Here is a 25,289-nt window from a genome sequence, read left to right on the forward strand (position 1 = left end):
CCTTAATTTACTTTTTTGCTTTTTGCATCTTCAACTAATAACAGAGCCATTGAAAGAGTTTCATTTGCAATATTTGAAACACTATTTGATTCATTGGCATTTTCTTGAGTTACTTTATCTAACATTGATATTGCGTTGTTTATTTGTTCAATTCCTGTTAGTTGTTCTTTCGATGCTGAACTTACATCTTGTATTATATTTATAGTTTGAGAAATGAGTTGATTTAGATTGTTGTAACCATTACTCATCTCATTTGATATCTCTTTTCCTTCATGGGTTTTTGTAGTTGCATTTTCAACTAAATCTTTAATCTCTCTAGCTGCTTCTGCACTTCTACTTGCTAAATTTCTTACTTCAGCAGCAACAACAGCAAATCCTCTTCCAGCTTCTCCAGCAGTTGCAGCTTCAACAGCTGCATTTAAAGATAAAATATTTGTTTGAAATGCAATTTGATCAATAATACTAATTGCTTCACTAATAGCTTGAACTTTTTGGTTGATTTCATCCATAGCTAAAGCAGTTTTATTTGCAAGTGTTCCACCTGTTGTTACAGAATCTTTTAAATCTTTACTTAATTCAGACATTTTTGTAGCATTTATGGTATTGTTTTTTGTAATTGATGTTATCTCTTCTAGTGCAGCAGCAGTTTGTTCTAAAGAAGCAGCTTGTTCATTTGCTCTAAGGGCAAGATGTTTCATTGATTTTTGCATATAAATTGAATTTTTTTCTAAAAGAAAACCGTTTTCTAAATTTTGTTTTGCATTATCATTTAATTCTTGCCCCAATTTATTGATTTGTTGCATAGTTATAAGCATTTTTCCTTTTAAAATAGGATTTATGTTAATCTGATAACGATAATCTTGATGGGTAAATTTATCCATAATATTTACAAGTTCTTCCATATTTGCATTTGTAGTTGTAAGCATCTCATTAACAATTTTTTTCAAAGTTGTAATCATAAAATTATTTGAGTCAGTATGAATTTTTGTTGTATAAATTCCTTGAGAAACTTTATTTAATGCAATAACTACCTCTCCTAGTACATGCATATCGTTTTTTCTCATATCATCAAATTTATCTACGTATTCATTTAATTCTTTAAGTATAAAACCAATGTCGTCATTTTTTATATATTGAGCTTTTTTTATTCGATTTGTTCTATAAAAAGCAAAATCCATTAAATCATCAATATATTTTTTTATTCTATCAATTCCTCCAACAATTCTTTTCATAGAATAAAAACTAACGTAAGCAACAATCATTGCAAATACAATATTTACAGTTATAATTGCAATGATTTTTGAGTTACTAAATATTGCAACGACACTAATTATTGCAAATCCTAATTGACTTAACAACATGTTAAGAAGTATTCTTTTTTTCGTTTCTAGATTAACTAGCATTAAAACCCTTTTCCCTTTTTTAATGTATTAAAAATTATATAACAATATTGATTACAATAAATGCGAGGAATAGGGCATTAAGAAGAGAATTTATAAAATAAAAAATTATTAATATTTGTTTTTATTTATTATATTATTTAGCTTAAGAAAAGAGTTATTTTTCTTTAAATAAAGTAGAACCAACTCTTATCATATTTGAACCACATGTAATTGCAAGTTCAAAATCAGAACTCATTCCCATAGAACAATATTTTGCTCCAAATGGAACTAATTCATCATAGATTTTCTTTGTAGTTTTAAATGATTCTTTGATGATTTTTTCATCTTCTACATGAGCACCAATACTCATTACACCTTTTAAAACTATATTTGGACAAAGTTCTAGTATTTGTTTATAAACTTCAACTGCGATTTCAGGAAGAACACCAGATTTAGTTTCTTCATAAGCTGAGTTTATTTGAAGTAGGGCAGATAATTTTTTGTTTTTAGCTTCAAGTTTTTTATTTAATTCTACTGCTAATTCTAAAGAGTCTAAAGAATGAATTAATGTAGGATTTAAGTCTATTAAATTATTGATTTTATTTTTTTGTAAAGTTCCAACAAAATGCCACTCAATTGGTAAATCATCTAATTCTTCCATTTTTTGTTTTAAATCTTGAACTTTGTTTTCTCCAAAAGCTCGCTGACCTGCTTCATAAAGAGTCTTTATATCTTGGCTTGTTGAGTATTTTGAAATACCAATAATTTTAACTATATGATGCTCTGAAATTCTAAGTCTTGCACCTTCAACTTTTGTTATAACATTATCTAAATTTTTTGTTGCTGTTTCTTTATTCATTTTATTCTCTTTTAATCATTTAAAAAAATTCTATTTATGTCATTATAAATTCCAAGAAGCATTAAACTTCCTAAAATCACCCATCCCATAATTGTCAAAAACATAAAAACCTGATCACTTGGTTTTCTTCTTGTAATCATCTCATACAAATTAAACATTATATGTCCACCATCAAGTGCAGGAATTGGAAGAAGATTTAATACTCCAAGATTTACTGAAATAAGTGCAGTTATTGTAAATAATGCAATTATTGAGCTTTCGCTTGCATCTGAAATAACCTTTCCAATTGAGATAACTCCACCAACTTCACTTGTTGGAACAACACCAGAAATTAGTTTTTGTACACCTTGGAAAATCATAGTTGAAGCAAAAATTGTTTTTTCATAGGCATAAATTAAAGATTGAGAAAAAGTTAAATCTAAAGTGATTATTTTCCCTGAAGGAGAAATTCCAATCATTCTTTTTTTGATTTTCTCTTTAAACATATTTTCACTATCAGCAATATGTGGATTTATTGTTTTTGCAATAATCTCACCATCTCTCTTAATAAAAAATTTTAAAGCTCCATCTGTATTTACAATAGTTTTTCCAATATCTTCCCAAGATGTTATATCAGTATCATTGATTCTTAATATTTCATCATTTGGTAAAATCCCTGCATGAAATGCTGGAGAATTTTCTTGAACTTTACCAACTTGTGCAGCCCAAGTAGTTGCTCCCATCATCGCGATTGTAAAATATAAAACAGCAGCAAGTAAAAAGTTTGCAAAAGGACCAGCAAATAAAATTATAATTCTTTGCCAAGGTTTTTTTGTATTATATGAATCATTACCTTCTTCGATTAACGAAGGATTTGAATCATCTTGTCCTTTCATTTTTACATATCCACCAAGTGGAACTAATGCAAATTGCCAAGTTGTACCCATCCACTCTTTTGCATATAGTTGTTTACCAAAACCAATTGAAAAAACATGAACTTTAACCCCAAAATAACGAGCTGCTAAAAAGTGTCCTAATTCATGGAAAAAAACTAAAAATGATAAAACTAATAAAAAAGTAATAGTACCCAAAAAAATCCCTTAATTTTTGAAATAATCTCTTGTATATTCATATCCTGAATATATTGTTAAAATAACTGCTAACCATAAAATTTCTGTTGCAAAAGGCCAATTCATCGTTAAAAATCCTATAGCTATCATTTGCACAACAGTTTTTACTTTTCCTGCCATAGTTGAAGCTACATCTTTACCTTCACTAACAGCAACAACTCTAAGCCCTGTTATAAAAAACTCCCTTGAAAGTATCAAAAAAACAGCCCAAGCAGAAGCTCTATCAATTACCATAAGTCCTAAAAAACCTGCAAGTACAAGCATTTTATCAGCTAGTGGATCTAAAATACCACCTAATTTTGTCATTTGATTCCAACTTCTTGCTATGAAACCATCAAAAAAATCTGTAACAGATGCAATAACAAAAATTAGCCCAGCAAAATAATCAAACCAAGAAGGATGCCAAGAAGAGAAAATTGGATTGTTTCTATCTATAAAAAACCATAGCATTAGCGGAGCTAATGCTATTCTAAAAAGTGCCAGTATATTTGGAAGATTTAGTGCTTTTGACATTACTTAAATGTTGTCCCACCATCAACGATTAATGTATGACCTGTAATCCAAGAAGCGTCATTTGTACATAAGAAATAACAAGATTGTGCTAAATCTTCTGGTTGACCAATTCTATTTAATGGAGAGTATTCAGCTGTTTTTGCTTTTACTTCTTCATAGTTTGTAAATGCTTTTAATGCATCAGTATCAATTGGACCACCTGAAACAGCATTTACTCTAATATTAAACTCGCCAAGTTCAGTTGCAGCATATCTAACCATAGCTTCAACAGCAGCTTTATTTGTACCATGACCTGCATAGTTTTCAATGTAAACTAAGTTTCCAGTTGAAGATAAAGAAACGATTGCTCCACCACCAACTTTTTGCATTCTTTTTGCAGCTTGTTGTGCTCCACAAACAAATGCATTAACAGTTGCAGTATAGATGTTATTTAATCCTCTTGGTTTTAATTTCATAAATTTACCATATCCACCAACAACAGCTCTTCCATAAATCATAGCATTTGATATAAAGAAATCAACTCTATCAAAATCTTTATCTATCTCTTCAAATAATTCAGCATATTTTTCAGGTTCTAAAATATTAAATGGGTAAGCTTTACATTTAACACCAAATTTAGTTTCAACATCTTTACAAATCTCTTCTGCTATTTCACCATTTGAATTGTATGTAAATGCTACATTTACACCATTACTAGCAAATTTGTAAACACACTCTTTACCAATTCCTTTTGTTCCCCCAGAAATTACTAAAGTTTTTCCTTGCATATTATTCATTATTTAATTACCTCATATTTTTCTAAAGTTTTTTCTAATTTTTTCATTGTCTCATTACTTGGACTTGTTAATGGAAGTCTGTATTCTAATGTATCAAGTAATCCAGCAATATACATTGCAGCTTTTATTGGAATAGGATTGCTTTCACAAAATAATACATTATTTATGTCATACAAATCTTCATGTAATTTTCTTGCACTATCAAAATTACCATTTAAGGCATCTTTTACTAATTTAGATTTTAAATTAGGCAATAAATTTGCCGTTACAGAAATTATTCCTTTGGCTCCACTTGCTAACATTGGATAGTCAATTGAGTCATCTCCTGAGATTACTAAAAAATCTTTTCTTTGAGAAATCAATGAAATTGCTCTTTCTAAACTTCCAGTTGCTTCTTTTATAGCATAAATATTTTTTACATCATCAAATAGTCTAATTGCAGTTTGTGCTTCTAAATCAACACCTGTACGTCCTGGAACATTATATAACATAAAAGGAATCTCAACAGAATTTGCAATCGCTTTATAGTGTTGATATAGTCCTTCTTGAGTTGGTTTATTATAATAAGGTGTTACTGATAATAATCCATCTGCTCCTACTTCTTGTGCATGTTTTGCAATATCACATGCCTCATGTGTAGCATTTGAACCAGCTCCCGCAATAACCTTTACACCACTTCCTTTACAAACTGCAACCGCAACTTCAATACACTCTTTATGTTCACTATGTGATAATGTTGCACTTTCTCCTGTTGTTCCAACTGGAACAACTGCATCAATTCCTTGCGCTATTTGTCTTTTTATTAAAGACTCATATTTTTGTAAATCAACTTTACCATTTTTAAATGGTGTAATTAGTGCGGTCATTGAACCGGTAATAATATCCATATTTATCCTTTTTTTACTACTAAATCTTCTAATTCTTGTCTTTCATCAACATTTACTGTATGTTTTGAAAAAGTCTCTAAAAAATTCCAAAAACTTTGTTTTGCTTCAGGTGAAATGTTAACTTTTCTTAAAACTTCTTCCATACATCCAAGCCACTCTCGTCTTGCTTTTTCTGTTATTGAAAATTGTTTGTGAGTTTTTAACATATCAAAATGCCCAACAGCCTTTGAATAGTGTTTTTCTCCACCACAAGCTTCAATAAAAAACTTAACATTATGAGCTTTTACTTTTTCTAACTCTTCTTCATTTTGAGGAAAAAAGTTTCCTATATCACTTTCAACAACTAAATCATAAAAATCACTAAAAAGTTTTTTTAATCCCTCTTCACCCATTTCTTCTAAAAAAAGTGGTTTAGGGTATTCAAATTCTGGCTTTTCACCAAAATTTGTTTTAGTAATCGTAAAATCCATTATTTTTCCTCTTGTTTCAAAATAACAGTTGTAGAATTGTTTTGATTTAAGTATTTATTAGCAACATTAATTAAATCTTCTTTTGTTAGTTTTTCTACATTTTTTTCATAATCTAAAAGAGGTTGAATATTATCTCTTACAAAATAAGAACCATATAAAGAAGCAACTTCACTTGAACTTTCTAAAGAAAAAATAAAATCTGCTTTTGTATTGATTTTTATTTTATCTATATCTTTTTGCGAGATTTCACCTTTTTTGATTTGCGCAATTGTATCTAAAATTTCTTTTTCAATTTCTAAAGCAGAAATTCCTTCATTTGCAACTGCTATAAACATAAACAATCCAGGGTCTTTTAAATCCATATTATAGGCATAAATTGTATTTACTAATCTTTTTTCATCGACTAATCTTTTTTGTAAAATTGAACTTTTCCCTGAACTTAAAAACTCACTTAATGCTGAAAGTGCAACTTGGTCTTCATGTTCAAAATTTGGAATATGATAAGTAATTGCTATCATTTGAACAGCAGATTCTTTATAAATTGTAACTCTTTTTTCTCCATCTTGTTTTGGCTCAACCGTATGAAGTTTTGAAGGAATCTCTTTTGTATTTTTAATATTTTTGAAATGTTTTTCAACAGATTCAAAAATTTCATCTTTACTAATATCCCCAGCAACTACAACAATTGCATTTTTTGGTTGATAATATGTACTATGAAAATCTCTTATATCTTCAATTGTCCAGTTTTGAATATCACTCATAAATCCAATTGGAGTCCAGTGATATGGATGATAAATATAAGCATTATTGAATAATCTAAATTGTAAATATCCCATTGGATTATTATCTGTTCTCCAACGTCTCTCTTCAGCTACAACATCTCGTTCTGGTTGAAACTCTTCATCTTTTAAAGTTAGATTTTCCATTAAATCAGCAAATAACTCTAAAGATTTATCCATATTTTTAGAACTTGATTTGATAAAATAGTGTGTATAATCAAAAGATGTAGAAGCATTATTTACTCCTCCAAAACCTTTTACTATCTCATCAAACTCACCAGCTTTTAGATTTTTTGTAGATTTGAAGTTTAGATGTTCTAACATATGAGCAATTCCACTTTTTCCCATTTTTTCATCTCGACTTCCAACTTTATAAAAAATATCAGTTGAAATAACATTTGAACCATTTTCCATAGGAATTGCTACGATTTGTAGACCATTTTCTAGTGTTTTTGTATAATATTTTGGTAAATTACTTCCCATAGATTCTCCCGAAATCATTATTAATAAAAAAAATTGAATAGCAAATAGTTTTAATAGTTTAGATATTTTAATCCTATTCATTATTTTTCCTTTAAATTTGCTCCAATAGCATCTTTTATATTTTCAAAGCCATCTTTTTGAAGAAGTTCTAAAATTTCTTCATTTATTTTTCTAACCATTGAAGGACCTTCAAAAATTAACCCAGAGTAAGCTTGTACTAAAGTTGCTCCATTTTTTATTCTTTCATAAGCCTGTGCACCATTTGAAATTCCACCAACAGAGATTAAAATAGTTTTCCCAAATAACTCACGTGCTAACTCTTTAAATAAATTTCCAGATTTTTGCGTTAAACAAGCACCACTTAAACCACCAAAATTTTGGCAATTTGGAACTAAACTATAATCAATTGTTGTATTTGTAGCAATAATTCCATCTGCACCTGCATTTACAGCACATTTACATAAATCAATAGCAACCTTTGCTTCCATATCAGGAGCAATTTTTAATAAAATTGGTTTACTTGTTAACTCTTTTGCCATAACAAAAAGTTCAGTAATAAACTTTTCATTTTGTAAATCTCTTAAATTTGGTGTATTTGGACTTGAAATATTTATTACTAAATAATCACAACTATCTTTAAATTTGTTAATTAAAGTTTTATAATCACTTAATGCATACTCTTCAGGAGTTGTTTTGTTTTTTCCAATATTTGCACCAATTGGTATAGAAAATGGATAAACTTTTTTTAAGTTTTTTAAAACTGTATGAGCTCCAAGATTATTAAATCCCATTGCATTTTGAACAGATTTTTGTTCAGGATATCTAAACATTCTTGGTTTTGGATTTCCATCTTGAGGTCTTGGAGTCATAGTTCCAATCTCTGTAAATCCAAATCCTAAAGATTTCATAGCTTTTATCATTGTTGCATTTTTATCAAAACCAGCAGCAAGTCCAACAGGATTTTCAAATTTTACACCAAAAACATCTTGTGTTAATTTAGTATTAGATATATAGTTTTTCTTTTCCATATAAGCTTTAGCAATTCTACAATTACCTAAAGCTTTAAGTCCAAATTCTGCTATGTGATGTGCAGTTTCTGGCTCAAATTTGAATAAGATTTTTTTTAGTGTGTCGTAGCTAAACAAAATTAATCCCTTTTTTAAAATTTGGATATTTTATCCAATAATCATCAAATATTCGCTGAATTATATAATCTTTGATATTCACCACAAGAATTTAATAGTTCATTTTCAGTTCCAATAGAAACAATTTCTCCATTTTTAAATACAGCAATTTTATTTGCATTTTTAATTGTGCTTAATCTATGAGCTATTATAAAAGTAATTTTATCTTGGCTTACTTCTTGTATAACTTCACTGATAATTGACTCACTTTTATTATCAAGAGCTGAAGTTGCTTCATCTAAAATCAAAATCTTTGGATTTTTATATAAAGCTCTTGCAATTGCTATTCTTTGACGTTGTCCACCACTTAAATTTGTTCCAAATTCATCTAAAATAGTGTGAATTCCTTTTTTCATATTCATTACAAAATCGTAAGCGTGAGCTTGTTTTAAAACTTCAATAACTCTAATTTCATCAATTTCATGCCCATAAGCAATATTAGCTGCAATTGTGTCATTAAAGATATAAACCCTTTGAGTTACTATTGAAATATTTTCTCTTAAAGATTTTATTTCAAAATCTTTTATTGAGTTGTTATTTATAAATAAATTTCCTTTTGTTGTATCATAAAATCTTATTATTAGATTTATAAGAGATGATTTTCCTCCACCACTATCTCCAACAAGGGCAACAATTTCACCTTTTTTTGCATTTAGATTTATATTTTTTAAAGCTGTAAAATCTTCATATTTTAGTTCTACATTTTCAAATTTAATCTCATTGATATCTTTTGGTGCTTCAATTGTTCCTGATATAATTGTAGGTTTTTTAGAGAACATATCATTGATTCTTTCATTTGCTGCAATGGCATCTTGCATACTATTGTAAAGACTTGATATTTTTTTAATTGGTGTGTAAAGCATAAAAAGTGCAGCTACAAATGAACTAAAAGTTCCAGTTGTAATCTCTCCTGAAATTACTTTCGAACCACCAACTAAAATAACAGCAGCAAATGCAAATGCTCCTATTATTTCCATAACAGGTGAAGTTAATTCATTTGTTTTAACAGATTTCATATTGTATTTGAAAAATATCATATTATGAACTGAAAATTTAGTCATCTCTATTTTTTCAGTTGAATTTGCTTTTATTATTTCTATATTATTAAATGATTCATTTAGGCTTGTTGTAATATCTGAGTTACTCTCTTGAGATTTAAAAGATAATTTTTTCATCTTTTTTGCAAGAACAGATAATGGATAAATAGCAAGTGGTAATACAACTAATCCATAAAAAGCAAGTTCAGGAGAGTGATAAATAACAAGTCCTATAAGTCCAATAATTGTTAAACACTCCCTTAAAAATTCTGCAATACTATTTGAAACAGCTCTTTGAATTCTATTTATATCATTTGTAATTCTACTTACAAGTTCTCCACCATGAATTTTTTGGAAAAAATCCATATCCAAAGTTAAAATATGAGAAAAAAGTTTATCTCTTACAATTCTTGTTATATCTTGACCAATAAAAGAGATATAGTATGCTTGAATATATCTTCCAAAACCTTTTGCTGTATATAAAATTACAACAAATAAAGGCATTAAATAAAGCATTTCTTGGTCTTTATTTATAAAAATTTCATCTAAAAGAGGTTGAATTGCATAAGCAGTTCCAGCAGTTGAACTTGCAACTAAAATAATTCCAATTAATGAATAAAAAAATTGTAGTTTATAGTTTTTGTAATATGGAATATACTGTTTAAAAAAATCTTTCATAAATATCCTAATAAATTATATGTAAAGCGTGTATTATAGCTTAATCTTTCTAAATTTAGTTTTTGAACATTTTTATAAATTTATCAAAACCAAAAGCTTTGATTGTTAGATAAAAAAGAATAAACCCACTTAATGTACTTGCAAATGCAAGTCCCGCTGCTCCGTAAGGTTTGATTAATATTAAAGAAAAAACAATATTCCAAGCTAAACTTTTCATAGAAATTTTTGCAGTTAAAAATTGTTGTTCATTTGAATATAACCAAAGTGAGAAGATTTTTGCTAATCCAAAAGGTAAAAGACCAATTAAATACATAGTTAAAATTAAAGCTGTATTTTGTGTATCTTCACTTGTAAAAGCACCTCTTTCAAAAAGAAGTTTTATTATAAATTCATTAAAAACTATTCCAATTAACATAGAAATAGATAAAACAGCAAATAAAATAAATGAAGATTTTTTCATCAAATGTAAAGCTCTATTTTCATCTTTATTTTTTATTGCCTTTGCTACCATTGGAAATAGGGCGATTGATGTTGCAATTGCAAAAATAGCAAGAGGCAGTTGGAAAACTCTATTTGCGTAATATAGATAAGAGATAGAACCACTTATTAAAAATGAAGCTAACCAAGTATCTATAAATGCTGATAAATGCATAGTTGATGAACCTAAAGTTGCAGAAAAAAAGTTTTTATAAAATTTTGTCTCTTCTTTTTTCTTATGTTTTTTGAAATGAAAAATTTTACATAAATTTGCTTTTTTAACAGCAATTAAATGAACAATAATTTGTAAAATTCCTCCAAAAATAACCCCATAAGATAAATAAAATGTAATTTCATATTTATCCATATTTTTTGAAATTAAAAGAGCAGCAATCATTCCAAGATTTAAAAGAGCTGTTGAATAAGCACTCGTTGCAAAATGGTGTTTATATTGTAAAAGTGCAGCCATAAATGTAACAGTAAAAATAATAGGCAAATAATAAAAATTTATTGCAAAAAGTGGAGCTGCTAAATCAACTGTTTCTTGGCTAAATCCTATTGCAAAGGCTTTTGCTACAATATGAGAAAACATAGTTACAATCAAAGATAAAATAATCAAAAATCCAAATAGTTGTAAAAAAACAACTGATGAGAATCTGATTTTATGTTTTGATTTTGCATATGAGGGAATAAAAGCTTGTGTAAAAGCTCCATCAGCAAAAATACTTCTAAATAAATTTGGTAATTTAAAAGCGATAAAGAAAATATCAGAATAGATATTTGCCCCTAAAATTGAGGCTGTTAGTAAATCTCTTACAAAACCTAAAATCCTTGAAACTAAAATACCTGAGCTATTTGTAAAAATTGATTTAATTAACATTAATTTCCTACTTTGTAATCTGTTGTATTATGAATATGAATTTGCATATTTCCTCTAAAAGAAGATAAATGACCATTTAAAATAGTAATATCCTCTCCATTTTTTGGAAGTATATTTCTATCTTTTGCATAAAGTTTTATGTATTGTTTTTCATTTATAAATAATTTTGAATTTTTTACTTTACCTTTTAGATTTGTTATTACTTCATTTTCATATTTAAAATCAAAAATATTAATATTTGATCCATCTAAAAATAAATCTTTATAATTTTTTAAATCTTTTTCTTCTTCAATTACAAAATCTCTAATCTCTTTTAAACCATAATGAGTATAAATTTGATTAACTTGAATATTGTAAGAAAAACCAAGTTTTAGATGTTGAGCATTTTTATAAATAAAAATTGCTCTGTCATTTTCTCTTTTTATTATAGCTTTGTCATCATCTTTGTAAATAACAATAACATCATTTATAAAAATCGGTTTTGATAACTTTTCTTCTTTATATAAATCACTAATAGTTTTGATTTCTTCTTTATTTTGTTCAATTTGTTTTATACTATTTCTATCTTTTTCTTTTATTGAAAATTCTGCAAAAATTGGAAGATGGTCTGAAAAACCTTCCCCTTTATGGATTTTATTAAAGCCATTTTTGCTCATTTCCCATCTAATTATTTTTCCATTTTCATATAAATAATTAGGTTTAAAAATTTTAAAAGAATTTGGAATATATGATAGATTTTTATTATCAAAAAGAGCAGGGGGAATTAAAATGCTATCTGGGGTATTGTTTTGATTTTTAAATTTTGTTGAAAATCTTTCACTTGAATTTATATCTAACCATAAATTATAATGAACTCTTTTTTCCTCTTTTAAAATATTTTCATAAGTTACAAATTTTTCATCTATTGTTGTATTTAAAATTTGATTAATTCCTGTAACTCCTGAGGTATTATTTAATTTTTGACTTTTTTTAAATGTTTCAAATTCGTTATAATCAGAATTAAAATCACCAATTAAAATATAATCATAATCTTTTGTTATCTCTTTTACTCTATCTTGTAAAACTTTTGCATATTTAACTCTATAACTTTCTCCTACAGCTTTTGAAGGCCAATGGTTATTAAAAACTTTAAATTCAACATCATCATATATAAAAGTAGTTTCAAGAATAGGTCTAAAAACTCTTGTTCTAAATTTTACATCTATATGATTTGTGCTTTTAATTTCTACTTTTGATAAAAATCCTAAACCAATTGCAGAATCTGAATATTTAATATAAGAATAATATTTATATTTTGGAAGTTTTTTTTGCAAAAGAATCATTAAATCTCTATTTTCAATCTCTTGTAAAGCAATAATATCTGCATCAAGATTTTCTAAAACTTCAATTACATGATTTAGTTTTATATTGAAGTTTTTTTCATTCCATAAAGATTTACTGTTTGGTATAAATTCAGTATATTCATCTTTGTCTGTTTTTAAGTCAAATAAATTTTCAACATTGTATGTTGCAATTTTTAAATTGTTTGCATTTGAATATATAAATAAAAGAAAAAAGATTAAAAATTTATACAAAAAAGAATCTCCGACAATTTTTTTGTAATCTTATCGAAGATATTATTTTTAAGAGGTAAAACTTTAAAAGTTTTACCTAATTTGGAGTTTATCCTCTTGTTACATCATCACATTTTTTCTTGAAGTACTCTTTTTCTACTCTACATAATGGACACTCTTTTGGTGGTTTTTTACCTCTATGCACATGTCCACAAACTTCACATACCCACTCTTCTTCCTCTTCAGATTCAAAGAAACCTTCATCTTCTAAAGCTTGTAAAAGTTCTCTATACTCTTTTTCATGTTCAACTTCAACTTTTCCAATTGCTTTAAATAATCTTGCAATCTCTTTTAATCCTTCTTCTTTTGCAATTGCTTCAAAATTTGGATACATTTCTTCATGTTCATATTGCTCTCCATCTGCTGCAGTTACAATATTTTTAGCAGTTGAATCAAGTTCATAATCATTTACTAATTTGTTGTAAGCTTTGTATTCTGCACGTGCGTGATATTTTTCATTAACTGCAGCTTCATGGAAAAACTTTGCAATTCTATGATACCCTTGTTCGTAAGCAATATCACCATATAAATCATATTTATTTCTTGCCATTGATTCACCTGCAAATGCTTTCATCAAATTAACAGCAGTTAAATTTGTTGTAATCATTTCCATCTCTTGACCACAGCAGTGTAAAGTTCCACCACCAACGTTTTGTACTTCTACTTCATTTCCACATTTATTACATTTATAAGTTTCGTATTGTTTCATTTTTTTCCCTTTTATTTTAAATTCTTTTATTATATCATTAAATAAACTAAACTTTAATAATTAATTTTATTAAAGGATAAATTTTATTATTTTAATTGTAAAATATTAAAACTTAAAAGAAAATTATTTTCCAATGCAAATTTTTATGTTATAATAACACAAGTAGAGTTTTTTAGAAAAAATATCTAAAAAGCTATATAATTTATGTGGAAATAAATATTAAAGTAGTATCATTCCGCGAAAGGAAGAATTTATGACAAATTATACAAATTTATTAAAAGAATATGATTTAAAAGTTACTCCACAAAGAGTAGCGATTGTTGAAGAACTTTATAAAAATGGTCATATGAACATTGATGATTTATACAAAAAACTATTATCTAAGTTCCCTTCAGTATCATTAGCAACTATTTATAAAAATATTAATGCAATGGTTGAAAAAGTTTTTCTTTCAGAAGTTAAGTTGCCAAATTCTAAATCAGTGTATGAATTGGTAAAAACTGAACATGCACATTTAGTATGTTCTTCTTGTGGATATATTGAAGATATCATATTAGATGCTTCATCTATTCAAGAACAAGCAAATAACTTAAGCTCATTTAAAATTGATTCAACAAGTATCGTTTTAAGTGGTTTATGTCCTCACTGTTCAAAATAGTCTAGTTTATAACTAGGCTATTTTTTAAGAGTTTCTTACTATTAAACTATTTGGTAAGTTAAACTCTTTTATTAACTCTTCTTCTTTATTTCTATGTTCACCATTATCAACTTCATGGTCATAACCTAAAAGATGTAAAATTCCATGAATAAATAAAAGTGTAAATTCCTCATCAAAACTATGTCCATACTCTTTTGCTTTTTCTTCCACAAAATCAGTTGAAATTACAATTGAACCTAACGGTGCATCAGGAAAATCATAATCAAGTGGAAAACTTAAAACATCAGTAGCTTTGTCTATATTTCTATGCACTTTATTTAAAGCTTGAATTTCATCATTTTTTACTACAAGAAGTTCAATATCTTTATTTGTAAGTGAATCTGTTATCTTTTCAATTGTTGAAATATTAATTTCAAATTCAGTGCTATTATCTATATCAATCATTTTTTTCCTTTAAAATAGTTCTATCATTTTTGAGACACATAAATTCTAAAATAATTCTATCATTTTAGAGACTTCATCAACCGCAAAAGTTTTAATGTCAAGTTTCAGATTTGTTTTTTGAGCAATCACCGCTTTTTTTATACCTTGAGCTTGTGCTTCTTTTAATCTTAAATCAATAGAATAAACATCTTTTATTTCACCTGTTAGGGAAACTTCACCAATAAAAGCTGACTCTTTTGAAATAGGTCTATCTCTATAAGAAGATATTATTGCAGCAATTACAGCTAAATCTGCTGAACTCTCTTTGATTTTTATTCCACCACTTATATTTATAAAAACATCATAATTATTTAGTGGCAAATCTATCTTTTTTTCAAGTAAAGCTAAAAGCATAGTAAGTCTATTTGCATCAAAACCAGTTGCACTTCTTTTTGGATTTGGATAAGTGCTTTCAGTTACAAGTGCTTGAACTTCAAGGATGATTGCACGACTTCCTTCCATTGTTACTGTTAAAGCTGAGCCACTTTGAGATTTACTTTTATCAAAAAATTTTGAAGCTATATCTTTTGCACTAATTAATCCCTCTTGCGTCATTTCAAAAATACCAATTTCACTTGTACTTCCAAATCGGTTTTTAAAACCTCTTAGCATTCGCAGTTCCCTGCTTGCTTCTCCCTCAAAATATAAAACAGTATCAACCATATGTTCTAAGACTCTAGGACCTGCAATACTTCCATCTTTTGTGATATGTCCAATTATAAACATAGCGATATTTGACTCTTTTGCTTTTCTCATTAGTTCAAAGGTAATTTCTCTCACCTGTGAAACACTTCCTGGAGCTGATGTTAGATTTGAAGAATAGATAGTTTGTATAGAGTCAATTATACAAATTTCATAATTTTCTCTTAAAAGTTCATCTTGAATCTCTTCAAGTTTTATTTCACTTAATAAGAATAGGTCATCATGGTTTGCATCAAGTCTATTGGCTCGTAGTTTTATTTGTCCAGCACTCTCTTCTCCTGAAACATAAAGCACTTTTTTACCAGATTTTGCAATACTTCCAGCAACTTTAAGTAAAAGTGTTGATTTCCCAACTCCTGGACTTCCACCGATTAAAGTTAAACTTCCAGGAACTATTCCTCCTCCTAAAACTAAGTCAAATTCATAATTGTATGAAGAAAATCTTGTAACGTCATCTTGTTCAATTTGAGTTATTGGTTTTGCTTTTGAAGTTGTATTTATAATTTTTGAACTATTTTTTAAAACTTCTTGTTGCTCTTGATTAAGTTCAATAAAACTATCCCAAGAGCCACAATTTGGACATTTTCCAAGCCATTTTGTAGATTGTTCTCCACAGTGTTGACATTCAAAAAGTGTTATTTTTTTCTTAGCCATTTGTAATCCTTCTAAACATAAGCGCAATTATAATCAAATTTTTTATAGGCTTTCTAAAATATGACACTTTGTAATATAAAAGATAATACAATCTTTTATGAAAAAAATAAAATTATTTACTGACTCAAGTGTAAATCCACAAGAAAAAATAGGTTTTGGTAGTTTTTTAATTATTGAAGATGAAAACTTAACTTTAGAAAATTTAAAAAAAAATATAAAAATAAAAAGATTTGAAAATACAAGTTCTACAAAACTTGAACTTCAAACTTTTCTTTGGAGTTTGGAAGAAATAAAAAATAAAGATGTAATTATTGAAGTTTATACTGATTGCCAAAATATTATAGGTTTACAAGATAGAAAAGAGAAATTGGAAAAAAATAATTTTTATTCATCAAGTGGAAAACTTATGAATAATCATGAGTTATATAAAGAATTTTTTGAAAAAACAGATAAATTAAATTTAATTTTTATAAAAGTAAAAGGGCATAAAAAAAATAGTTTAAAAGATGATATTGATACTATTTTTAATCTTGTGGATAAGGCTTCAAGAAGTGCTTTAAGAAATGAAATATAACTTATCTAAAATAGATAAGCTATATTTATTCCACCCCAATTTTCATATTCGTTGTAGTCATTTGATAAATTTATTTTTGAAGTTTTAAAACTAAATGATAAAACAAATTTATCAAGATAAGTATCCCAAGAAATAACATGAACTAAACTATCTTTTAATTCATCTAATTCATAAGATTTATCATGGTTATTTACATAAAAATAATCTGTATAAGAGTAAGCTAAACCGTAAGATAATGACCAACCTAAATTTTTATTTGTTTTAGAATCAAGATTTAAAAGTTTGTTTTCATTTACACCTATAAATTTTCCTACACTATTAAAATTATTTGGAAAATTATTCCCATATCTAATCATCGACCCAGCCATTAAAGACCTATTATAATTTCCAACATTTGCTCTAACTGTATTTACTAAATCCATTTTTCCATAAGAAAACTCATGTTTAAATGCTCTATAACCATAAGAGTAAGAGAAGTTATATAAAAAATCATCTTCTAATTGATTATCCCATCCTTGTGGGTCATTACTTCCTATTGCATCGTGGAAAGATTTTTGAAATGTATCTGTATTTGTACTAGGTCCAACTGCTCCTAAAGTAATAGCATATTCATGGAAAAAATCTTCATCCCACTTAAATAAAATAAAATCAAGAGTTGCAACTCCCGCATAAGGTAAATCACCTATAATTTTTTCTTTTTTATCCAAGTTTGTTGGAGTAAAAGCATAATGGGAATAAGTTATTCCTAAAGTTTGGTATTTTGTATCATTATTAAAAGTTGGAATTTTTGAGATAAAGTCAAAAAAACTATTATTGTATTTTGAACTGTCGTTTGTATCCTTATCACTTAAGTAAGATAAATAAGTTCCATTTGTATAGTGTTTGTCATCTCCATTTATAACATCATTTTCCAAAAAAACTGAAAAAACTTCCGCATTTAGATTTAAAACTAGAAAAGATGAAGTAAAAATGATTTTTGAAAATAATTTCATTATTAAGCCTTTTATTGTAACATTTTGTAATTATAATAACAAAAACATTGGAAGAAAATAAAATGATAATATATATTCATGGATTTGCAAGTTCAGGCTTTGGTTCAAAACCACAAAAATTTAAAGAGTATTTTGAAGAAGAAATAATAACAATTTCACTTTCAACTATTCCAAATTTAGCAATTGATACTTTAGAACAAATAATAGAGTTTTCTTTAAATAAAGAAGAACCTATCTATCTTGTTGGTTCCTCTTTAGGTGGATTTTACGCACTTTATTTAGCAAATAAATATGATTTAAAAGCAGTTTTAATAAATCCAGCAGTTAATCCTTGGGGAACTTTACATAGATATGAAGGTGTGGAGTTTGTTACAAACTATTATGATAATTCAAGATTTGAATTTACTTCAAATCATATAAAATCATTAAAAAATTATGAGGTACAATTTATAAAAAATCCTTCAAATTTTATAACTTTATTACAAGAAGAGGATGAGGTTTTAGATTTTAGTGAAGCAGCTTTAAAACTTGAAGAGACAGATTTGATAATTGAAGAGGGAGGAAGTCACTCTTTTGATGGAATTGAAAGATATTTTAGAAAAATAAATAGTTTTTTTTATAATTAAAAGCACTGATTTATCGAATATTTTAGAATATTTAGCTATTATATATGCTATTTAATAAGTTGTACAAAAATAATAAAGGGGAGAACTCTAATAAATGAAATCATTTAGAGTTGTTAATGCTAAATTTCGTATTCTAAAAGGTGGAAAGATTGGATTATCATTATCTATCTCTTTAGTAGTTAGTTCATTAATTTTAAATCAATCTGCTCATGCTGAAACATTTTTTGATAATGAATGGACTACAGGTACAACTTTTACTACTCCTGATGTAACAGCAACTGCAAGAAGCAATACTGGTACAAATACGGGTACTTATAATCAAATATCAACAACAGAAAATATAATTTTTAGACCTGATAGAGTAGCACAATCTTATACAGGTGTTTCAGATTTTGAAGTTTTTGGAACTAATAGTGTTTCAGTTGCAAGTGATGGAACAACGGGAACAGGTACTAATTTAATTGCTGATGGAACATATATTGATGGTGGTGGTGGAACTGCAACTAATAATGATAGAGCATTTTATCAATCTCTTAATCCAGATACAGACTTTACAGTTACTTTAACTTCTGGTTCAACAGTTAATAATATAGTTAAAGAGACTTCAACTTATTATTATGTAGATAGTACAACAGGCTATACATCCTCAAGTGATGCCTATGTTGCAAATATTGTATTCAGTGGTTCAAATACAGTTTATGGAACAACTAATATTGATGATGGAAATATTAAACTAAATGATAGTGTAACTTTTACAGGAACAGTTGATGCTGGTTCTATTTCTGTTGATACAACAAATACTATTATTTTTAATTCAGATGTTGATTTAACAGCTGGAACAACAGATGCTATGAATTTTTCAGTAGATGGAGAAGTTTTACTTAATGAAGATTTTACAGGTAATATCACATCAGGTGGAGATAATTTAGGTACTGTAACTATTGTTGGTAATGGAACAGGAAAAGAACAAATAATTACTGGAAATATAGGGACTTCAACTTCTTCTGATATAGGTATTTTAAATATTGGAAGTGATACTATTGATTCAAATTATTCAAGAACTGTAATTTATGGTGATGTTTATGCAAATAGTACAGTTTTAAATAATAATGGAACAACAAATAGTTCAACATTAGTTTTAGCTGATGGAAGTAATATTACATCAACTATTACAACTGCAGATGCAAACATGGGAATAATTACTTTAGATGGAAGTTCAACAGTAAGTGGAAGTGTAGGATCAAGTGGAGCATTACTAAAAGAGATAAACGCAGGAGCGAATGGATCAAGTTCAACGTTTAGTAGTGATGTTTACGCAACAAACTTAGATGTAGAGGGGACTGGAACAGTAAATCTAAATGGGGATTATACAGGGACAGCAATAAGATATAACGCAGATGGAACAGTAGTATTAGCAAATGGGAGTGATGTAAACTCAGCAATAACAACAGCAACAACAAATACAGGAACATTGACGTTAAATGGAAGTTCAACAGTAAGTGGAAGTGTAGGATCAAGTGGAGCATTACTAAAAGAGATAAACGCAGGAGCGAATGGATCAAGTTCAACGTTTAGTAGTGATGTTTACGCAACAAACTTAGATGTAGAGGGGACTGGAACAGTAAATCTAAATGGGGATTATACAGGGACAGCAATAAGATATAACGCAGATGGAACAGTAGTATTAGCAAATGGGAGTGATGTAAACTCAGCAATAACAACAGCAACAACAAATACAGGAACATTGACGTTAAATGGAAGTTCAACAGTAAGTGGAAGTGTAGGAGCAAGTGGAGCATTACTAAAAGAGATAAACGCAGGAGCGAATGGATCAAGTTCAACGTTTAGTAGTGATGTTTACGCAACAAACTTAGATGTAGAGGGGACTGGAACAGTAAATCTAAATGGGGATTATACAGGGACAGCAATAAGATATAACGCAGATGGAACAGTAGTATTAGCAAATGGGAGTGATGTAAACTCAGCAATAACAACAGCAACAACAAATACAGGAACATTGACGTTAAATGGAAGTTCAACAGTAAGTGGAAGTGTAGGATCAAGTGGAGCATTACTAAAAGAGATAAACGCAGGAGTGAATGGATCAAGTTCAACGTTTAGTAGTGATGTTTATGCAACAAACTTAGATGTAGAGGGGACTGGAACAGTAAATCTAAATGGAGATTATACAGGGACAGCAATAAGATATAACGCAGATGGAACAGTAGTATTAGCAAATGGGAGTGATGTAAACTCAGCAATAACAACAGCAACAACAAATACAGGAACATTGACGTTAAATGGAAGTTCAACAGTAAGTGGAAGTGTAGGATCAAGTGGAGCATTACTAAAAGAGATAAACGCAGGAGCGAATGGATCAAGTTCAACGTTTAGTAGTGATGTTTATGCAACAAACTTAGATGTAGAGGGGACTGGAACAGTAAATCTAAATGGAGATTATACAGGGACAGCAATAAGATATAACGCAGATGGAACAGTAGTATTAGCAAATGGGAGTGATGTAAACTCAGCAATAACAACAGCAACAACAAATACAGGAACATTGACGTTAAATGGAAGTTCAACAGTAAGTGGAAGTGTAGGAGCAAGTGGAGCATTACTAAAAGAGATAAACGCAGGAGCGAATGGATCAAGTTCAACGTTTAGTAGTGATGTTTATGCAACAAACTTAGATGTAGAGGGGACTGGAACAGTAAATCTAAATGGAGATTATACAGGGACAGCAATAAGATATAACGCAGATGGAACAGTAGTATTAGCAAATGGGAGTGATGTAAACTCAGCAATAACAACAGCAACAACAAATACAGGAACATTGACGTTAAATGGAAGTTCAACAGTAAGTGGAAGTGTAGGATCAAGTGGAGCATTACTAAAAGAGATAAACGCAGGAGCGAATGGATCAAGTTCAACGTTTAGTAGTGATGTTTACGCAACAAACTTAGATGTAGAGGGGACTGGAACAGTAAATCTAAATGGGGATTATACAGGGACAGCAATAAGATATAACGCAGATGGAACAGTAGTATTAGCAAATGGGAGTGATGTAAACTCAGCAATAACAACAGCAACAACAAATACAGGAACATTGACGTTAAATGGAAGTTCAACAGTAAGTGGAAGTGTAGGATCAAGTGGAGCATTACTAAAAGAGATAAACGCAGGAGCGAATGGATCAAGTTCAACGTTTAGTAGTGATGTTTATGCAACAACTACAAATATTGGAGCAGGTGAGATAAAATTTGTATCTGATGTCTCAACTGATATTGTTGCTTTATCAACTACAGAAGGAGTCGTAACTTTTGTTGGAGATGTTAGTGGTAAATCACAGGCATTTACTGGAGATATTGGAACAGCAGGTTCTTTAATAAATACTTTAAATATTGGTGAAAGTGGAACAGCTAATTATTCAACAACAACAATTACTGGTAATGTTTATGCAACAAATACTGTTTTAGATAATGGGACAAGTAGTTCAACTTTAATTTTATCAGATGGTTCAAATATAACTTCAACTATAAAAACTGCACAAAATGGACAAGGAGTTTTAACTTTCTTAGGTAATTCAACTGTAAATGGAACAATAGGAACAAATACTGAAAAATTAGAACAAATTAATGTAGCAAATACTGGTAAAACTGTTACTTTTAATTCTTCAATAAATAGTAATAATTTGAATATTTTAGGTGATGGAGAAGTAATATTAGCTGATAATTCTAACCTAAATGCACCAGTAACTACAACTACAAATAATGAAGGAACTTTAACATTTGAAGGAACTTCAAATGTGTCTGGACAAATAGGAACGAGTGGAGCTTTATTAAAAGAGATAACATTACAAGGTTCATCAGGAGAAGTTGTAACTTTTGGAAATGATGTTTATGTTTCTAATATAGTGTTTGAAAGTGATGGAACTGCAAATTTAGATGGAAATTTAACTGGGAATATCAACTTCTCAGGAATAGATGCAATAATAAATATAGCTGATGGAAAAGGAATTTTAGATTCAGGAGGGGGACTTCTTGGTTCTGTACAAACTTTAGCAAATAATACAGGAATATTAAATTATAAAGGTGATGGTGTAATTGATGGTATTATTGGAAGTTCAGGTTTAGGTATAAATGAATTAAATGTAAATACAAATGATGAACAAGATAAAGATGGAAGTGGTACAGTAACTTCAAATGGTTTATTAGCAAGAAGAGAAATTTTTGCAGATATTATAAATTTATATAATAATGCAACTTTGACATTAGCTGATAATACAAATGTAACAAATACTGATACAAGTGATAGTCTAATTATTGCAACAATGACATCAAATACAGGAAATGTAGTATTCCAAGGTAGTTCTACTGTATCAGGAGATGTAGGAACTAGCACTAATAATTTAGAAAGTATAACGGCTGGTGTTAGTGGTGAAACAGTAACTTTTGATGGTATGGTTTATGCAACAAATTTAAAATATACAGATAATGGAACAGTAATTTTAAATGGAGATAATGGTTCTAATGTAGAAGGAATGAAAGGAACAGTTGATTTTGACTCATTTGCAGGAACTCTTGAAATTGGAGATGATGTAAACTTAACAACTGGAACATCAGGAATTCAATTTGCAAATGCAAATAATGCGATACTTACATTTAATGGAACTTCAACTATATATGGAGTTTTAGGTGGAAATACAGCTGGAAACTCTACATTTGAAAGTATTTATGCAGGAGTTACAGCAGAAACAGTTACCTTTAAAAATGATGTTTATGTAAAAGAGAGTACTTTTCATGTTAGTGAAGATGGAGTTGTAAATTTTGAAGGTAATTTATATGGGGATTTAGTTTTTGAAAATGATGGAACAGTAAATGTTGCAAATACAAAATCTATAATAGTTTCATCTACTCCTCTTGCAATTACAACTGCTAATAATGGACAAGGAACTATAAACTTTGAAGGTACAACAACTCTATATACAGATATCGGAGAAGATTTATTTAGATTAAAAGAGGTGAATTTTGGAACAGTTGGTACAGCTTCAAATTCATATACTCAAAATATAAATAAAGATATTTATGCAAATGATATAACTATAGGAAATAGCTCAAATAAAACAACTGCAAATTTAACATCAGATATGACGTTCTATGGAAACTTAAATTTAAGTAGTAATTCGGTTTTAGATGTTAATAATAATGATATTACAGTTGAAGATGAAATAGTTTTAGCTTCAAACTCTACACTTAAATTTGAAATTGATACCTCTGATTTAATAGCTGGACAAGCTGTTGCAAATGATACATCAGGAAGTATTGATGCAAATAGTTTAAATATTCAAGATGATATAAAAGTTCATATAGATTATAACGGAACTTTAGCAGGTAAATATGAATATAGTTTAATTGATGCAAATAGTTCAACGGGAACATATACAGAAGGAACTGAAGCTAATGGAAAAGTATCAGATAACAGTATTATAGATAGTAAGGTTATATTAAAAGATAATAATTTAGTTTTAGTTGCTGATAGAACAAATAATGGTTCATTTAATCCAGAAGATTTATATATTGAAAAATCTGAAATAGGAGAAGATTATTCAAATGCAGCTTCTCAAGCACTTGCAGATTATGCAAATGGAGTTGATAGAGCAGGGGCATTAGCTCAAATTATCAATGAATTAGAGTATTTAGAAGGTGGAACAGTTTTAAGTGAAGCTAAAAAACAAGAGATGATTGAAACACAAAGAAAACTTGCTCCTATTGCAAACAGTTCAAATATGCAAACATCAATTACAGCATCAAATTTAGCAATGACTACTATAAAAGGAAGATTATCTGATATTAGAACAGGGGAAATGAATAATTTTACTCCAACTTTATATAGAACAGGATTATCATCTGGAGATTATTATAGTTTTGATACCTCATTTTGGTTAAAAGGAATGGCTGGAAAAGCGACACAAGATCAAGTTGATGAGTATTATGGATTTGATACTTCAACTTATGGTTTTGTAGGTGGTATGGATAAAATTTCAGGAGATGGAACAATTTTTGGAGCAGCACTTGCTTATTCTACAACAAAAACAAATCAAGAAAATGCTGCATCAGATAGTTCAGATACAACAAGTATTCAAGGGACTATTTATTCATCTTTAGCATATGAAAATGCTTATGTTGATACTTATTTATCTTATGCAAAACATAAAACAGATGGAACAAGAACTGCAAATTCTGGTAAATTAACTTCAAGTGTTGATGCTGAACAAATCTCTGCAAAAGTTGAAACTGGTTATACAATTCCTGTTAATGATGGTGTATCATTAACTCCGTTTGCTTCTTTAGAATATAGTTTACTAAATCAAAAAGGTTATACTGAAAAAGGAACAGCATATCAAAATGATGCTTTAAAAGTTGATAGTTTAAAACTAAATCGTGGTACAGTTGAACTTGGAGCAAAACTTACTTCAAATATAGAATTGGAAGAAACTTTAATTATTCCTCAATTATCTGTTAGTGCTTATAACTCATTTGGAGATAATAGTGCAGATATAAAAGCACAATATATTGGTGGTGGAAAAGAGTTTGTTACACCTGTTAGTGAGTTAAATAAAACAATGTATAACGTTGGATTAGGACTTGAAACAAAAATTTCTGATTCAACAAGTGTAATATTTGATATGGATTATGATAGAAGTAAAGATGGTAAATTTCAAGGATATTCTGGAAGTGTAACATTTGGAATTAGTTTTTAAA

At 28.5% G+C, this 25,289-nt stretch carries 19 protein-coding genes and 1 pseudogene; 4 read left to right on the top strand and 16 right to left on the bottom strand.

Annotated elements, in window-relative coordinates; all coding sequences use genetic code 11:
* Window positions 1–2: 2 nt before the first annotated feature.
* The 13 genes and pseudogenes from AELL_RS14470 to AELL_RS05105 all read right to left on the bottom strand — a co-directional run.
* Window positions 3–755, bottom strand: a pseudogene (locus AELL_RS14470) (methyl-accepting chemotaxis protein); the annotation flags it as partial.
* A gap of 802 nt (window positions 756–1,557) precedes the next feature.
* On the bottom strand, window positions 1,558–2,241 hold the full coding sequence (locus AELL_RS05050) for a YggS family pyridoxal phosphate-dependent enzyme (protein WP_118916897.1): 684 nt from the start codon (window positions 2,239–2,241) through the stop codon (window positions 1,558–1,560).
* An 11-nt stretch (window positions 2,242–2,252) separates the two neighbouring features.
* Window positions 2,253–3,311 (bottom strand): RIP metalloprotease RseP, encoded by a 1,059-nt coding sequence (rseP, locus tag AELL_RS05055; protein ID WP_118916898.1) that lies wholly within the window; start codon window positions 3,309–3,311, stop codon window positions 2,253–2,255.
* 9 nt (window positions 3,312–3,320) lie between these two features.
* Window positions 3,321–3,863 carry a CDP-diacylglycerol--glycerol-3-phosphate 3-phosphatidyltransferase gene (gene pgsA / locus AELL_RS05060; RefSeq protein WP_118916899.1) on the bottom strand — a complete coding sequence of 181 codons (543 nt, stop codon included), beginning with the start codon at window positions 3,861–3,863 and terminating at the stop codon, window positions 3,321–3,323.
* Window positions 3,863–4,639 carry an enoyl-ACP reductase gene (locus AELL_RS05065; RefSeq protein WP_118916900.1) on the bottom strand — a complete coding sequence of 259 codons (777 nt, stop codon included), beginning with the start codon at window positions 4,637–4,639 and terminating at the stop codon, window positions 3,863–3,865. The genes pgsA and AELL_RS05065 overlap by 1 nt, the downstream gene beginning before the upstream one ends.
* Window positions 4,639–5,526, bottom strand: coding sequence for a 4-hydroxy-tetrahydrodipicolinate synthase (dapA, locus tag AELL_RS05070; RefSeq protein ID WP_118916901.1), 888 nt, complete (start codon window positions 5,524–5,526; stop codon window positions 4,639–4,641). Before dapA ends, AELL_RS05065 begins: the two co-directional genes overlap by 1 nt.
* Window positions 5,527–5,528: 2 nt before the next feature.
* A complete protein-coding gene (locus AELL_RS05075; RefSeq protein ID WP_118916902.1) occupies window positions 5,529–5,996 on the bottom strand; it encodes a globin domain-containing protein in 468 nt (155 codons plus the stop codon).
* Window positions 5,996–7,339, bottom strand: a complete 1,344-nt coding sequence (locus tag AELL_RS05080; protein ID WP_118916903.1) for a M16 family metallopeptidase — start codon at window positions 7,337–7,339, stop codon at window positions 5,996–5,998. Before AELL_RS05080 ends, AELL_RS05075 begins: the two co-directional genes overlap by 1 nt.
* Window positions 7,339–8,403: a quinone-dependent dihydroorotate dehydrogenase gene (locus AELL_RS05085; RefSeq protein WP_118916904.1), complete on the bottom strand. Its 1,065-nt coding sequence runs from the start codon at window positions 8,401–8,403 to the stop codon at window positions 7,339–7,341. The genes AELL_RS05080 and AELL_RS05085 overlap by 1 nt, the downstream gene beginning before the upstream one ends.
* Window positions 8,404–8,447: 44 nt before the next feature.
* A complete protein-coding gene (locus tag AELL_RS05090) occupies window positions 8,448–10,157 on the bottom strand; it encodes an ABC transporter ATP-binding protein (RefSeq protein WP_118916905.1) in 1,710 nt (569 codons plus the stop codon).
* Window positions 10,158–10,212: 55 nt separating this feature from the next.
* On the bottom strand, window positions 10,213–11,514 hold the full coding sequence (gene murJ / locus AELL_RS05095; RefSeq protein ID WP_118916906.1) for a murein biosynthesis integral membrane protein MurJ: 1,302 nt from the start codon (window positions 11,512–11,514) through the stop codon (window positions 10,213–10,215).
* The gene (locus tag AELL_RS05100) at window positions 11,514–13,088 is read right to left on the bottom strand and encodes an endonuclease/exonuclease/phosphatase family protein (protein WP_118916907.1); all 1,575 of its coding nucleotides are present in this window, start codon (window positions 13,086–13,088) and stop codon (window positions 11,514–11,516) included. Before AELL_RS05100 ends, murJ begins: the two co-directional genes overlap by 1 nt.
* Window positions 13,089–13,176: 88 nt before the next feature.
* The gene (locus AELL_RS05105; RefSeq protein WP_118916908.1) at window positions 13,177–13,836 is read right to left on the bottom strand and encodes a ferritin family protein; all 660 of its coding nucleotides are present in this window, start codon (window positions 13,834–13,836) and stop codon (window positions 13,177–13,179) included.
* 253 nt (window positions 13,837–14,089) lie between these two features.
* Here AELL_RS05105 and AELL_RS05110 point away from each other — a divergent pair, with 253 nt between their 5' ends.
* Window positions 14,090–14,494 carry a Fur family transcriptional regulator gene (locus AELL_RS05110; protein ID WP_118916909.1) on the top strand — a complete coding sequence of 135 codons (405 nt, stop codon included), beginning with the start codon at window positions 14,090–14,092 and terminating at the stop codon, window positions 14,492–14,494.
* Window positions 14,495–14,518: 24 nt separating this feature from the next.
* Here AELL_RS05110 and ybeY read toward each other — a convergent pair whose 3' ends face one another.
* A complete protein-coding gene (ybeY, locus tag AELL_RS05115; protein WP_118916910.1) occupies window positions 14,519–14,938 on the bottom strand; it encodes an rRNA maturation RNase YbeY in 420 nt (139 codons plus the stop codon).
* 45 nt (window positions 14,939–14,983) lie between these two features.
* Window positions 14,984–16,333: a DNA repair protein RadA gene (gene radA, locus AELL_RS05120; protein WP_118916911.1), complete on the bottom strand. Its 1,350-nt coding sequence runs from the start codon at window positions 16,331–16,333 to the stop codon at window positions 14,984–14,986.
* Between the two features lie 97 nt (window positions 16,334–16,430).
* Here radA and AELL_RS05125 point away from each other — a divergent pair, with 97 nt between their 5' ends.
* Window positions 16,431–16,907, top strand: a complete 477-nt coding sequence (locus tag AELL_RS05125; RefSeq protein WP_118916912.1) for a ribonuclease HI — start codon at window positions 16,431–16,433, stop codon at window positions 16,905–16,907.
* Window positions 16,908–16,912: 5 nt separating this feature from the next.
* Here AELL_RS05125 and AELL_RS05130 read toward each other — a convergent pair whose 3' ends face one another.
* Window positions 16,913–17,899 (bottom strand): lipid A deacylase LpxR family protein, encoded by a 987-nt coding sequence (locus AELL_RS05130; protein WP_118916913.1) that lies wholly within the window; start codon window positions 17,897–17,899, stop codon window positions 16,913–16,915.
* 62 nt (window positions 17,900–17,961) lie between these two features.
* Between AELL_RS05130 and AELL_RS05135 the strand changes: the two genes are divergently transcribed.
* On the top strand, window positions 17,962–18,525 hold the full coding sequence (locus tag AELL_RS05135) for a YqiA/YcfP family alpha/beta fold hydrolase (protein WP_118916914.1): 564 nt from the start codon (window positions 17,962–17,964) through the stop codon (window positions 18,523–18,525).
* A 94-nt stretch (window positions 18,526–18,619) separates the two neighbouring features.
* On the top strand, window positions 18,620–25,288 hold the full coding sequence (locus AELL_RS05140; protein ID WP_118916915.1) for an autotransporter domain-containing protein: 6,669 nt from the start codon (window positions 18,620–18,622) through the stop codon (window positions 25,286–25,288).
* Window position 25,289 lies beyond the last annotated feature (1 nt).

Origin of the sequence: Arcobacter ellisii (assembly GCF_003544915.1) — a bacterium.
In the GTDB taxonomy this organism is placed as follows: Bacteria; Campylobacterota; Campylobacteria; order Campylobacterales; family Arcobacteraceae; genus Aliarcobacter; species Aliarcobacter ellisii.

What these genes read in the sequence shown, in the direction of transcription:
- AELL_RS05050 (WP_118916897.1), bottom strand. Translation starts at nt 2,241, where the DNA reads ATGAATAAAGAAACAGCAACAAAAAATTTAGATAATGTTATAACAAAA.
- pgsA (WP_118916899.1), bottom strand. Translation starts at nt 3,863, where the DNA reads ATGTCAAAAGCACTAAATCTTCCAAATATACTGGCACTTTTTAGAATA.
- AELL_RS05065 (WP_118916900.1), bottom strand. Translation starts at nt 4,639, where the DNA reads ATGAATAATATGCAAGGAAAAACTTTAGTAATTTCTGGGGGAACAAAA.
- dapA (WP_118916901.1), bottom strand. Translation starts at nt 5,526, where the DNA reads ATGGATATTATTACCGGTTCAATGACCGCACTAATTACACCATTTAAA.
- AELL_RS05075 (WP_118916902.1), bottom strand. Translation starts at nt 5,996, where the DNA reads ATGGATTTTACGATTACTAAAACAAATTTTGGTGAAAAGCCAGAATTT.
- AELL_RS05080 (WP_118916903.1), bottom strand. Translation starts at nt 7,339, where the DNA reads ATGAATAGGATTAAAATATCTAAACTATTAAAACTATTTGCTATTCAA.
- AELL_RS05090 (WP_118916905.1), bottom strand. Translation starts at nt 10,157, where the DNA reads ATGAAAGATTTTTTTAAACAGTATATTCCATATTACAAAAACTATAAA.
- murJ (WP_118916906.1), bottom strand. Translation starts at nt 11,514, where the DNA reads ATGTTAATTAAATCAATTTTTACAAATAGCTCAGGTATTTTAGTTTCA.
- AELL_RS05105 (WP_118916908.1), bottom strand. Translation starts at nt 13,836, where the DNA reads ATGAAACAATACGAAACTTATAAATGTAATAAATGTGGAAATGAAGTA.
- AELL_RS05110 (WP_118916909.1), top strand. Translation starts at nt 14,090, where the DNA reads ATGACAAATTATACAAATTTATTAAAAGAATATGATTTAAAAGTTACT.
- ybeY (WP_118916910.1), bottom strand. Translation starts at nt 14,938, where the DNA reads ATGATTGATATAGATAATAGCACTGAATTTGAAATTAATATTTCAACA.
- radA (WP_118916911.1), bottom strand. Translation starts at nt 16,333, where the DNA reads ATGGCTAAGAAAAAAATAACACTTTTTGAATGTCAACACTGTGGAGAA.
- AELL_RS05125 (WP_118916912.1), top strand. Translation starts at nt 16,431, where the DNA reads ATGAAAAAAATAAAATTATTTACTGACTCAAGTGTAAATCCACAAGAA.
- AELL_RS05130 (WP_118916913.1), bottom strand. Translation starts at nt 17,899, where the DNA reads ATGAAATTATTTTCAAAAATCATTTTTACTTCATCTTTTCTAGTTTTA.
- AELL_RS05135 (WP_118916914.1), top strand. Translation starts at nt 17,962, where the DNA reads ATGATAATATATATTCATGGATTTGCAAGTTCAGGCTTTGGTTCAAAA.
- AELL_RS05140 (WP_118916915.1), top strand. Translation starts at nt 18,620, where the DNA reads ATGAAATCATTTAGAGTTGTTAATGCTAAATTTCGTATTCTAAAAGGT.